Origin of the sequence: Metabacillus litoralis, from assembly GCF_003667825.1 — a bacterium.
In the GTDB taxonomy this organism is placed as follows: Bacteria; Bacillota; Bacilli; order Bacillales; family Bacillaceae; genus Metabacillus; species Metabacillus litoralis_B.
Window position 1 is genome coordinate 1569202 of sequence record NZ_CP033043.1, and the last position, 13104, is coordinate 1582305.

General features: G+C 34.3%; 12 protein-coding genes. 3 read left to right on the forward strand and 9 right to left on the reverse strand.

Annotated features, from left to right (window positions below; all coding sequences use genetic code 11):
* Positions 1–539 precede the first annotated feature (539 nt).
* Positions 540–1124, forward strand: a complete 585-nt coding sequence (locus D9842_RS07390; RefSeq protein ID WP_121661971.1) for a helix-turn-helix domain-containing protein — start codon at positions 540–542, stop codon at positions 1122–1124.
* A 203-nt stretch (positions 1125–1327) separates the two neighbouring features.
* Here D9842_RS07390 and D9842_RS07395 read toward each other — a convergent pair whose 3' ends face one another.
* Both D9842_RS07395 and norA read right to left on the reverse strand, forming a co-directional pair.
* Positions 1328–1693 (reverse strand): hypothetical protein, encoded by a 366-nt coding sequence (locus D9842_RS07395; protein WP_121661972.1) that lies wholly within the window; start codon positions 1691–1693, stop codon positions 1328–1330.
* Between the two features lie 386 nt (positions 1694–2079).
* A complete protein-coding gene (norA, locus tag D9842_RS07400; RefSeq protein WP_121661973.1) occupies positions 2080–3282 on the reverse strand; it encodes a multidrug efflux MFS transporter NorA in 1203 nt (400 codons plus the stop codon).
* 112 nt (positions 3283–3394) lie between these two features.
* On the opposite strand from norA, the gene D9842_RS07405 reads away from it, so the two are divergent.
* Positions 3395–4252: a MerR family transcriptional regulator gene (locus D9842_RS07405; RefSeq protein WP_121664980.1), complete on the forward strand. Its 858-nt coding sequence runs from the start codon at positions 3395–3397 to the stop codon at positions 4250–4252.
* A 76-nt stretch (positions 4253–4328) separates the two neighbouring features.
* On the opposite strand, the gene D9842_RS07410 is transcribed toward D9842_RS07405, so the two are convergent.
* From D9842_RS07410 to D9842_RS07425, 4 genes are all read right to left on the reverse strand, one after another.
* Positions 4329–5078, reverse strand: a complete 750-nt coding sequence (locus D9842_RS07410; protein ID WP_121661974.1) for an amino acid ABC transporter ATP-binding protein — start codon at positions 5076–5078, stop codon at positions 4329–4331.
* A 15-nt stretch (positions 5079–5093) separates the two neighbouring features.
* Positions 5094–5789: an amino acid ABC transporter permease gene (locus D9842_RS07415; RefSeq protein WP_121661975.1), complete on the reverse strand. Its 696-nt coding sequence runs from the start codon at positions 5787–5789 to the stop codon at positions 5094–5096.
* On the reverse strand, positions 5773–6573 hold the full coding sequence (locus tag D9842_RS07420; RefSeq protein ID WP_121661976.1) for an amino acid ABC transporter substrate-binding protein: 801 nt from the start codon (positions 6571–6573) through the stop codon (positions 5773–5775). Before D9842_RS07420 ends, D9842_RS07415 begins: the two co-directional genes overlap by 17 nt.
* Before the next feature lie 253 nt (positions 6574–6826).
* The gene (locus D9842_RS07425; protein WP_121661977.1) at positions 6827–7447 is read right to left on the reverse strand and encodes a DUF3298 and DUF4163 domain-containing protein; all 621 of its coding nucleotides are present in this window, start codon (positions 7445–7447) and stop codon (positions 6827–6829) included.
* A 181-nt stretch (positions 7448–7628) separates the two neighbouring features.
* On the opposite strand from D9842_RS07425, the gene D9842_RS07430 reads away from it, so the two are divergent.
* On the forward strand, positions 7629–9800 hold the full coding sequence (locus D9842_RS07430) for a bifunctional diguanylate cyclase/phosphodiesterase (protein ID WP_162987352.1): 2172 nt from the start codon (positions 7629–7631) through the stop codon (positions 9798–9800).
* On the opposite strand, the gene D9842_RS07435 is transcribed toward D9842_RS07430, so the two are convergent.
* The 3 genes from D9842_RS07435 to D9842_RS26260 all read right to left on the reverse strand — a co-directional run bounded on the left by D9842_RS07435 (position 9797) and on the right by D9842_RS26260 (position 12098).
* Positions 9797–10756, reverse strand: a complete 960-nt coding sequence (locus D9842_RS07435; RefSeq protein ID WP_121661979.1) for an aminoglycoside phosphotransferase family protein — start codon at positions 10754–10756, stop codon at positions 9797–9799. The two genes, D9842_RS07430 and D9842_RS07435, sit on opposite strands and share 4 nt — an antisense overlap.
* Before the next feature lie 95 nt (positions 10757–10851).
* Positions 10852–11820: a S8 family peptidase gene (locus D9842_RS07440; RefSeq protein WP_121661980.1), complete on the reverse strand. Its 969-nt coding sequence runs from the start codon at positions 11818–11820 to the stop codon at positions 10852–10854.
* A 146-nt stretch (positions 11821–11966) separates the two neighbouring features.
* Positions 11967–12098 (reverse strand): hypothetical protein, encoded by a 132-nt coding sequence (locus tag D9842_RS26260; protein WP_257536002.1) that lies wholly within the window; start codon positions 12096–12098, stop codon positions 11967–11969.
* Positions 12099–13104 lie beyond the last annotated feature (1006 nt).

Here is a 13104-nt window from a genome sequence, read left to right on the forward strand (position 1 = left end):
TCTTTTCAGTAGGTAATGGTTTTTACTTGACTGAGTTTAAGTCACCCCTCATTCATTTTTACGCGAATTGCGCATTAACTACATATCTTCTTTTCTTTTTGTAATACTCCAATGCACGACAGACCATAATGCTTCAAATTGAATATCAATACACTTATCCCTAAACCTCTAATCTTACTTTGAGCTGCATCTGTTAATAAAAAAAACAATGGTGTTTCCAGCTTCTTCAGTCTATGAGATCTGTTCTTAAGGGTAATTTAATCTATTATTACTTTTAAACAATCTTTGAGATGCATTATCAGCTCATGTTTCATTGAGTGTCAATGGGTTCATCTCTTACTTCGACCTCTAGAATTGAATTGCAAAATTCAAATTATATTGTTTTAATTTGCTCTACCATTGTCCCATTGGTCCTGATGAATTACTCTTAACTATAATAATAAAAGAACTGGGACAGTTAACCTGTCCCACTCTACGGAACGTTTGTTGCCATTGATTATATTAACCTCTAAGATGAACATAGAGCAGGAGGAGAAAATATGGATAATAGTAAAGTTGGTAACTTAATTTACAATTTACGGAAGGAAAAAGGATTAACACAGAAACAGTTAGCTGATTCAATGAACATTTCTGATCGAACGATTTCAAAATGGGAGCGTGGATATGGTTGTCCAGATGTTACTCTTTTACCAAGTTTGTCTTCAATCTTAGGGGTAAATATTGAAAATATTTTAGAAGGTGAATTAGCATCGAATGATTTTGTAGGAGGAAATATGAAAAGATCGAATTATTTTGTATGTCCCTCATGTCATAATATTGTATTAGCAACTGGGGATATAGACATTTCTTGCTGCGGGAGAAAGGTAGAACGATTAGTAGAAAAAAAAGCAACAGACGAAGAAAAATTATCAATAACCGAAATTGATTCTGAGTTGTTTATTTCAAGTGACCATCCAATGACAAAAGATCATTATATTTCATTTATTGCCCTTGCTACTGGGGATTCAGTACAGATTATGAAACAATATCCTGAATGGGGTTTACAAACACATCTTCCGAAACATAAACATGGAAAACTGCTATGGTTTGATACACAATTTGGGTTATATTATCAACTAATCTAAATAAGTATTTTCAATTATTCTGTCTCAGTTTTTTATCTCATCTTTGACATGGGATATTTACGGAAATCCACACGGCCAACGACTTTTCTTTTTATACTTGTTTTTGTTACATGTCTCAAATGAAGTTTTAAAAAAATACAGTCGTTGGTCAAGCATTTGAAGTATTCTTGGTTAAGAAAGACCTTGCATCGTACATTCGTATTTCATTTAAATACTTCACACCAGAATGTGTAATTCATTAAAGACACATCTGTTTTGAACTTGTGTATACTTTTTAAAGTGGTTAATGTTTTTACTACTTCTCTTAAAGTTTCCTCACATGTTTGATCCTTGGAATCTTGTATTTGTTTCCTTGCAAATAAAAGTAAATGCTTTGTTTCGATTCTATGTATTTTTCTGATATTCGTATAAATAGTTAAAAAGATAAGGAAATTCTCAATTCTCCTTAAAGCTAGTTGTTTATTAGGGTAATTGATTGAATCAAATAAAAGTATGTATTGATTAGATAATGATTGATAACGTGTAGAATCTTTAGTAATAATAAAAAGGTCATTTTGTTGGATATCCATTTAGTCCTCCCATCTTTATATTGATAATAAGATCACTGCAAGATTTATTGAAAAAAGTACATCTAAAACAAATATTTTAAATATTACTTTAATCGATACCTTTGATTTATACAACACTTTTTTGGGAGAATTTGATCGTTGTTTTTTCATTATAAAAACATACATATTCTTTTAGTTAGTTCTGTTATCTATTCATTTTCTAACTTATGTTTCTATTTTTCTATCTAACCCCCTACTATATCCTTTTCCCCGAGGCATCAAAAGTGATTCCACCAATTCCATTTTCTCCTATAGAATATGATTTGATAGAAATAAAAAAAGTCAATTCGGTCACCTCAGATAATGACCAAATTGACTTATTTTCTTTTTATACGAATTCTTACTCTTTAGTTTGATATATCAACCACAGTAGTCTTAACTTCGTTTGAAGAATTGTTTTCTTGCTTTCTCCAGAACCATGTAAGAACTATTCCCAGTGATAGTATCACAGTAGCAAAGTAGTATGGATAGTTAATATCTATATCAAATAATATTCCCCCCAGAATTGGACCACTAATGTTCGCTAGACTTGTAAACGTGGAGTTCATTCCACCAACGAAACCTTGTTCGTCCCCTGCGATATTTGAAAGGTAGGAAGTCACTGCAGGTCTGAATAAATCGAATCCTACAAAAACAATAAATGTAACAAGTAAAATAGAAAAATACGAAGAAACAACAGTCATTAAAAAGACAAGTAATCCCGATAATAGTAAACTATAACGAATCAGTTTAATTTCTCCCCATACTCGTGTAAGCCGGTCAAACAATACGACTTGTGAAATAGCACCAAAAATGGCCCCACCGGTAATAACAATCGCTATATCAGATGGTGTAAATTGAAACTTATGGTCTACAAATAAACTAAAGAACGATTCAAAAGCTGCTAAACCAAATGAGGCAATAAAAATTAAAATAAAAGCGAAAAAATATTTTGGCTCCATCATACGACTGAACCCATTTTTTCCACTTTCGGTATGTTCATTTGTTTTTATCGCACGATGTGGCTCAGATATAAATATAATCGTTAGTATTCCAGCGATTGTACCTAGTGCACCAGCAAAGAAGAATGGTATTCGTGTACCGAATTCCGCTAAAAATCCACCGATACCAGGTCCAATAATAAACCCTGTGCTAATCGCAGCCGACATATAGCCTAGTGCTTTTGGGCGAGTTTCCAAGTTTGTCATATCAGCAATGAAAGCTGTAACCCCTGGCATAATGAATGCTGCACTTATTCCACCTAAAATTCGAGAAATAAATAACACTTCTATTTCTTTTCCAAGTCCAAATAATAACTCTGATAAGCCGAAAATAAATAAGCCAAGTACAATCATAATTTTTCTTCCAAATTTATCTACTGCTTTCCCAGCAAATGGTGAAACAATCAACTGCGCAATTGCGAAAGCAGCTGTTAGATAGCCAACTGTCTTTCCATTTATCCCTAATTCATTCATTAGTGTAGGTAAAACGGGAATAACAAGACCAATCCCCATAAAGGCTATAAATAAATTCAATAATAATAGCCCTAACGTAATTTTATTATTCTTCATTTCGTATTTTCTCCTTCACGTTGACCTAAAATCAAACGTATTCACTTGATTTCATTACTGTTTATATCCTAATCTATATAGTAACTATATAGTCAAGGGTGATGATTTGAAAGTGAATAAAATAAATACGAAATATTTAACGACAGGTGCATTCGCAAAGCTTTGCAAAGTAAATAAACAAACACTCTTTTACTACGATCAAATTGGCCTTCTTTCTCCCGTATTTAAAAATGAAAAAGGCTATCGTTTTTATTCAATGAATCAAATTGAATTATTCTTTGTTATTGATTTATTAAAAGAGCTCGGCATGTCGCTAAATGATATTCAACAATATACGCAAAATAAATCTCCTGAAAGCTTTTTGACTTTAATGTATCAAAAAAGAGAAGAGATTGTGAAAAAACGACAGGAAATTGAAAGGAAGGAAAAACTCATTGAAACAAAAATCTCATTAATGGAAGAGGCCTCACAACTTGATTTTCAACAAATTACACTTGAACATTTCCCAGAAGCAACACTTTATTTAAGCAGAAAAATGAAAAATAATACGGATGAGGAATTTGTAGAGGTTATTTCTGATTTTATTGATGAATTAAACGAGTTACAGCTTGATACGGGATATCCTATAGGTGTTATAACAAATCGGGAGCAAGTCTTAAAAGGAGAATTCTCAAAGTATAGCTATTTATACATTGAACAACCACAACCTAAGGAAGGATATTCATACTTCCAGGCTGTGAAGGGTTATTTTCTCGTTGGCTATCATATTGGAGATGAACTAACCATACATAATACCTACAAAAGGCTTTTTTCAGAAATGGAGCGTTTGGAATTAACATTAGGAGATTATGTATTTGAAGAGTATATTTATGACACAGTTGTAAAGAACCAAAAGGAACATTACGTTACAAAAATTATGATGCAGGTGGATGAGCGCTTTCCCGTTCTTGAACTGCACCCCGATTGTTGAATAAAAAAGGATAGTAGGGTTCCTCCAACTATCCTTTAATTTGTATTAGAATCATCCTAGCAAAGATATTCAACTTCTAGGAAGGATGTAATATTCTTTGTAGAAATCTCTTTGTTCTTTCTTCTTTTGGAGCTTTGAGCACTTCATCTGGCGTTCCTTGCTCAACTATGTAGCCGCCGTCCATGAATAACACTTTATCCGAAACTTCACTTGCAAATTGGATCTCATGTGTTACGATCATCATCGTCCAGTTTTCCTTTGCTAAGTCTTTCATAACACTTAACACTTCACCTATTAATTCTGGATCGAGTGCAGATGTTGGCTCATCAAATAGCATTAGTTCAGGCTTAAGGGCTAGCGCTCTTGCAATTCCTACCCGTTGCTGTTGTCCCCCAGATAATTGATGCGGATAAAAATTTAGCTTATCTTCTAACCCGACCTTTTCTAAAAGAACCTTTGCTTCTTCTATGACCTCAGTTTTTTTTCGTTTTTGAACAATTAATGGACCTTCCATTACATTTTCAAGTGCCGTTTTGTGTGGAAAAAGGTTATATGATTGAAAGACCATTCCTGATTTTCTACTAAGCTTGACCATATCCTTTTTATCTAATTTTAGACCAAAATCGAGTGTTAGACCATCATCAAAAGTATATTTTCCTTTATCAGGTAGCTCGAGTCCATTAAAACATCGAAGTAATGTTGTTTTACCTGACCCAGAAGGTCCGATAATGGATACCACTTCTCCTTTTTGCACATCAACATCAACATTTTTTAATACATGGTTATCTCCAAATGATTTTGCCAAACCCTTTATCGATAAAAACATGACTCTCCCTCCTTTCTATCTAGCGACATATCGATTAAGACGCTTTTCGATCACAACTTGAACTAAAGATAAGATAAAACAGATCACCCAATAGATAAGGGCAGCTTCTACATATAAAAGTAAAAAGTCATACGTTCTAGCAGCGATTTCTTGAGCTTTTCGAAATAATTCTGCCACTAATACTAAGGATGCTAAAGAGGTGTCCTTTACTAAACTTATGAATGAATTTGATAATGGCGGAACTGAAACTCTTGCTGCCTGAGGAAGAATAATTCTCCTAAGAGCAGTCCATCTTGACATGCCAATTGTATGAGCAGCCTCCCATTGACCTTTTGGGATTGAAAGAATAGAAGCACGAATAATTTCGGAACCATATGCACCAACGTTTAATATAAAAGCAATAACAGCACTTATAAAAGGATCAAGATTTACTCCAATGTTTGGTAGTCCATAAAAAATGATAAATAATTGCACGAGTAAGGGTGTGCCTCTAATGGCTGACACAAAAATAATTGAAGGAAGTTGTATAATACGTGTTTTGGATAAGCGCATCATTGCCAAAATCAAGGCTAAAATTAATCCACCTACAAATGAAATGAGTGTAAGCGGAATAGTATACTGTATCGCTCCCGAAAGCATCGGGAGAAGAGAGTTGGAAAATAACTCCCATCCTCCCATCTCTGCTGTTATGGTATTATTTTGTAGAAACATCTTCACCAAACCATTCTTGGGAAATTTTCGTTAATGTTCCATCTTCTTTCATTGCAGCTAGCTGTTCATTAACAGCCTCAACTAATTCTTCATTTCCTTTATTAAATGTAAAAGCCATCTCTGATACATCGTCAGATTCAGCAACAATTTTTACATCTTTATCATTTTGATTTTTCATATAATCAAGGACGGCCAATTTATCATTTACTGTTACATCGGCTCTTCCTTGCTTAATTAGTTGGATAGATTGCGCAAGACCTTCAACCCCAACAAGCTCTGCTCCGTTTTCTTCAGCAATCGCACCATAGTTACTTGTTAACGATTGAGCAGATTTTTTCCCTTCCAAATCTTCAAATGAAGTAATATCATCTGTTTCGGTAGGTGTAACAATAACGGAAGATGAATATGTATATGGTGTTGAAAAATCATAATTTGCTAAACGGTCTTCATTGATCCCAACTTGGTTCGCGATAAGATCAAAACGTTTCGAATTTAATCCGGCAAACATAGAATCCCACTGTGTTTCCATAAATTCAACTTCTGCTCCCATACGTTTTGCAACTTCTTTTATGACTTCAACATCATAACCAGTTAGTTCTCCTTCTTCATTATGGAAAGTAAATGGCGCATATGTACCTTCTGTTCCAACAGTCAGTTTTTCTATTTTCGCGTTCCCTTGCTCTTGTTCTGTTGCATTTTCATTGCTTTCTTCTTGATTTGTACCACAAGCGGCAATCATCAAAACGAATAGTGACATCATTACACTTAATGCTAGTTTCTTCATAAGAAACCCTCCTAATAATCTATATTTTCTTTTCAATTGCTATTTAACACATATTCTTCCCATTAACTCATCCTACCAACATATAAAGAGAAATTATTTCTTGTCCTAAGTAATTATTTACAATGCCACACCATTATGCTCAAATCAACTAATAAGAATCGTATTTCCTTAAGTTTAAATATTTTGATTTTTCTTGAGACAGGGGGACAGGTTCGTTGTCCCGACGGGACACGGAACCTGTCCCCCCTGTCTTTCATACATTCACAGCCATGCGACCAAGTGGCCCGTTTTCATCGATTAGATCTTGAATGTCATATACGGAAATCGGGAACATTGGAAAGCCGTACACATATGGAGTGATTTCATATAATTGGAAATAAATGACAAGAGCTTTATCAGCTATATAAAAGTCTTGATTAGGCTGAATCTTAGTGAATTCGTTCAGCAGAGGAAGATCGCGTTGTTTGATTTGCAACTTGATGATATCTGAGAGCCTTTTGACATAGTCTACTCCTGGTTTGAATAAGTCTTTGAGCTCGCACTTTTTCCCTTTCTTCAGATCAAAGGTTAATGATTTTAAATAGGTCATACCGTGGGCTGCGTGGAAGTGATACGTATAATTAGAAAGTAATAAACTCAATACTTGGCGTTGATTATTTTTTATTTCATAAGACCCTAGCATCTCTTCTACAGTTGTTGGCATATGTCCAACTTGCTTGTTAATAAGCTGTTGTGTTTCAACCACAATCACGTGATTAATATACCGCTGAAGCTGTTGATTTGTCATATTGGTCACTTTTGGATAATAAACGGTTTGCTTTGTTCCTTTACTAATTGTTAATGTTTTAATATCAACTGGGAACGTATAATGCATTTGGATATCCACCTTTTTTAACTCCATTGTATGCAAGATGCCTAGGTGTTGTTATGGGTCCTTTTTTACTCTCAAAGTTATGTCTTTGGCGAACAAGTTCTACCAATTGTAAAATAATACCTCAATTAGTAAATATAAATTCGTGGTAAAATGAGGTAAGATATGACGAAGGATGAGAGTAATGATGAGAATGGCAGAAGATATAAACTTCCCAAATGAAATTTACTATTCTTTATTTAAAAATAATCAAGATGCATGTTACGGAATGGATCTTATGGGTAATTTTATTCTTTATAATGATGCATTTTTAGAACTATCAGGTTACAAAAATGAGGATTTGGTTGGAAAATCCTTTAAAGAATTTGTTAGAGAACCTGATCTTGCCACTACAGAGAACCATTTTATAGCCGCTCTAAATGGGAAAAGAACAAGGTTTGAAACATCTATAAACCATAAAAATGGACAAGTGGTTCATTTACAAGTTACGAATATTCCAATCATACATGATGGTAATGTAAAAGGTCTTGTCTGTAGTGCAAAGGATATGACCGATGAAAAGAGAACGAGGAAACTATTAGACGGCCAAAATACAATTTTAGAAATGATCGCAAAAGGCCACAATTTAAATGAAGTGTTATCCTCCCTTGTGCTGTTAATGGAAGATGTTTTAGATGGTGGTCTTTGTTCAATATTATTAATGGATCATTCACTTGGAATCCTTAGAAAAGGAACGGCGGTTAATTTACCAAGCGAATATAATGATTATATTAATCTTGGTGTGACAGTTGGTCCGACTAGTGGATCTTGTGGAAAAGCTGCCTTTACCCAGCTTCCTGTTGTAGTTGAAGATATTGAGAAAGATAGTCTTTGGAACGAGCATAGAGAAATTGCATTGAAGCATAACCTAAGAGCATGTTGGTCATATCCGGTATTAGATAACCAGTCTAGGACTTTAGGAACATTTGCTGTTTATTATCCTGAAGCGAGGAAACCAAATCAAATCGATATGATGGTCATTGAAAAGGCCACTTATTTAACAAGCTTAGCCCTTCAACATTATGAATCAGAAAAGAAGATTAATTTTATGGCATATCATGATGAATTAACAGCTCTTCCGAATCGTCGACTATTTGATATCAAAGCCTCTCAGGCTCTCGGGAACAATAAAGAGAACCTAGCCTTTTTATTTATTGACTTGGATCGATTTAAAGTAATAAATGACACTTTAGGTCATAATATTGGGGACCTTTTGTTAAGGGAAGTCGCCCAACGAATAACATCATGTATCCGTCGGAATGATACAGCAGCGCGGCAAGGAGGAGATGAATTTATTATTCTCCTTGACAATATAATGAAAAATGAAGTCACAAAAATATCAAATCGTATTCTTCATACATTATCCGCTCCCTTTTATATACAAGGAAAAGAAATATTTGTTACTCCAAGTATAGGAATTAGTATGTATCCAGAAGATGGTCGTAATGAAGGTGAGTTACTTAGAAAATCTGATGTTGCTATGTACCAAGCCAAAAAAGATGGCAGAAATACATTTAGATTTTATGATTTAAATATGGATAAGGAACAAGTAGAACAGCTCAAGATCGAAAATGAATTACGAAAAGCACTTTATCGAAATGAGTTATCTCTTTCTTTTCAACCAATTGTTGATACAAAGTCTACTAAAGTGGTTGCTGTTGAAGCATTGCTCCGTTGGCAACATCATTTAATGGGGAACATTCCACCAGGCAAATTTATACCAATCGCTGAAGAAAATGGTCTTATCATTCCGATTGGCCAATGGGTTATTGAAAATGCATGTCGTCACTTAAGCGTTTTAGACTTAAATGGATATAGCCATATAAGTATTTCTATTAACCTTTCCATTCGTCAGTTCTATCAGCCTAATCTTGTCGCAATGGTCGCTAGCATTATAAAAGAAACGGAAGTAAACCCAGCGAGGCTAAATTTCGAAATTACTGAGAGTATGACAGCTGACGTTCACCTTACCTCCACTACACTTAATGAGTTAAAAGCTTTAGGCGTATCTATTTCAATTGATGATTTTGGAACTGGTTATAGTTCCCTTAGTTATTTGAGATCATTTCCTATCAATACTCTAAAAATTGATCGCTCTTTTATAAAAAATATTCCACAAAATAAAGAGGATCAAGATATTGCAACAATGATTATCTACATGGCACATAAACTTGGCCTAAAAGTTATTGGAGAAGGTGTCGAAACCTCTGAACAAACAGAATTTCTGCTTAAAAATGGATGTGACATGATGCAAGGTTATTACTTCAGCCCTCCTCTTACTGAAAAAGAACTTTTCTTCTATTTGGATGAAAACTAGATCTGACGAGGGGACAGGTCCGTTGTCTCATTGAGACACGGTACCTGTCCCCATTTGCTTTCATACAGCTTTTCAAAAATCTCAATACATTGAAAAAAAGCCTTATCATAGGTTTCATCATTTTTAACAGTCCACGAGGTTGCTAATACGGTGTGGCAATACCCCCAAAGCAGAAGCCTTTTTTTATTTAAATTTAGTTCCTTAGTGAAAATGTCTACTCTTTTTTCAATAACTTCATACATTCTTTGATCTGGAAGCTTGTTTAATAAAAATTGAATGAGATCATATTCGATTTCACCGATTAACCCCTTTGGATCAATGGCTACCCATTCTCTCTCTTGACAAGCAAGTATATTATAATGATGAAAATCACCATGAAGGAGAAAATGTTGTTTTGCAGTTGCATTCAGGTATGTAAATATACTCAATGCTTTTTCTAAAGTTTGCTGAGAAATAGGACCAATTCCCTTTTTATGGTTATTAACAATTTCTCGAAGATTTTCTTCCCTGTCTTTAGTTGTACCAATCCTTGAGTGAACAGGTGAAGGGAAAATTAGATTTTTTAATACAGAGGCAGCTATTCTACAAGACTCCTCATCATCTTCTACTTCTGCTAATGTAAATCCAGGTGATAGTTTTTCTAGCAGAATTATTCCGTGTTCTTTGTCACAGTCAATCAGCTGGACCATTTTTTTCTTTTCCTTTCCAAACAATTGAAGTGCTTCTAGCTCACTAAAATAACCCTCTTCAGGAATACATATTTTCACGACTACCTCTGACTCTTTCGTTATTGCGGGAGCAACATAATTAATTGACAAAGAATAAGGATCTTTTATCTTTATGGACCATCTTTGTTCGCAATAATGAATTACTTTTGGCAAATTTTTTAGCCATGCTTCACCTTGCTCTTTAAAATATTTCTTTACTGTTTGAACAAAGTGCTTTTGTAGATTCATATAAATATCCCCCTTATAAGGAAGTAAAGCTTAACAAAAATAATAGACTCCTATGCCAATAAAAAGGAGTCTATATAAATTTATTAGGTGTTTTTTTATTCAGTAACCGCTGTTTGGAATGATTTTATTTCTGTTCCTAAATCTAATGTTAAATTCAACATCCCGTTCCCTTGATAACGTCGACTATAACTTAAAGAAAGAGTTCTTTTTATCAGTTGAGCGTATATTTCAGCCTCTGTTAGAGGACGGTCAAACTCTTTTTCACATTGTTCAATGATAAGAGCAACAGCTCCGGAAACATGTGGGGTTGCCATTGAAGTTCCTGATAAGACGGCAAATTCGTTATTAAGATAGGTTGATAGAATTTCTTCACCAGGGGCAACGAGATCAATCGCTCTATTTGTATTACTAAAATCTGAAATTTCCTTTTGCAAATTCACTGAACCTACTTGTACAACTTCTGGATATGCACCTGGGTAGGCAAACTCATCAGTCTCATAGCTTCCATCCCCTTCATTGCCGGCAGCACAAACAACAAGAATTTCTTGGTTGATTGCCTCCTGAACTGCTTTATGAAGATCATGATCATCCTCTCTCCCACCTAATGACATGCTGATGACTCTTACACGCTCACCATTAGGTCCACGCCATTTTGTCGCATAACGAATGCCGTCTGTCACCCATTTTGTTTCTCCATAGCCTTGGCCTGAGAGCACCTTCAAAACAAGGAGCATTGCTTTAGGTGCAACACCAACTACACCTCGATCGTTTTCTTCCGCACAAATCGTTCCACATACATGAGTACCATGGCCATTATAATCTTTTATGTTTTTAGGGTCTCCTTCATCATCTGTTGTAAAATTATAACCATCAATAACTTGATTTTGAAGCTCGAAATGACTGGAATCACATCCTGTATCAAGAACAGCTATTACATTTCCATGACCAAAATAACCTTGCTCCCAAGCAGTAGGAGCACCAATTAATTCAATACCCGGTGGAATAATTTTTGTTTCTTTTAATACAGTTTGTATGGTGAAAGGAATTAATCCAACTTTACTCATTGTGATTCCTCCTTTTTTTAAATGTGACACCATTCCACACTTCCTTATATTCCTAAGGAAACATCTGTTTCTATTTATTTTTTCCGTACCTTTTGTTATGATTTGTATTATAATTTAGTTGTAAGCACTGTTTATTGACGTCTTCCTTATAGGAGGCGTCTTTTCTTTTTTGATTTCTTTTTTAAGTCATTTAAATTTTTCAACCCTAGTGTGATGGAAGAGAAAAGTGTGGCAGCAGCAACTAACAATTTGAGAAGCAGCTCTAACCACTCCAACACGATTACCACCTCCTTTTTACAAAAATAGCCCTACACAGTTACAAGATGACTGGTAAGGCTTGTATTTCGAAACGGAAGAAACTCCCCCTTGGAAAATTAGGATAAATATGGAATGGATGTCAATTGTAATTGTATCATGACCAAGCTTATCGAGCATTAATATTATGAATTTTCATACAATTATACTGCATATTGGACAGGCCCACCCTTACTTAGTACCTACAATTTTTAAAAAGAGATGAGAAAATGTAACGAGTTCCGTTTGTTATAGATAAACTTTAAAATGCAAAGCTTATAGCATTGATTAATAATGTGCGATTTTAAGATCTTCAGCATTAATATATTTTTTAGTGAAATGTGATAACTACATATGCAAAAAGGAATGTGTTTGCTATTAAACAGATAGGCAATAACCGATATTAAAATATCAATAATTTTCCACTTGCGTATCTTTTTTGAAGTAAAAAGTGTGACATGCATTCGTAAATAAGGAATGCGTATGCTTTTTAAGAGATAGGCAGTTTAATATCATGCGCAAGTTCCAATAAATGGTTAAATCCATACTAAAACTAGCGTAAACTTCAATATTCTTCCACTACCGTATCTTTTTTAAGTTAAAAAGTAAGAAAAGCATTCGTAAATAAGGAATGCGTATGCTTTTTAAGAGATAGGCAGTTTAATATCATGCGCAAGTTCCAATAAATGGTTAAATTTATACTAAAACTAGCGTAAATTTTCAATATTCTTCCACTACCGTACCTTTTTTAAGGTAAAAAGTTAGAAAAGCATTCGTAAATATGGAATGCGTATGCTTTTTATCAGATAAGCAGTTTAATATCATACGCAAGTTCCAATAAATGGTTAAATTCACACTAAAACTAGCGTAAATTTCAATATTCTTCCACTACCGTATCTTTTTTAAGTTAAAAAGTTAGAAAAGCATTCGTAAATAAGGAATGCGTATCCTTTTTATCAGATAAGCAGTTTAATATCATGCGTGAATTCC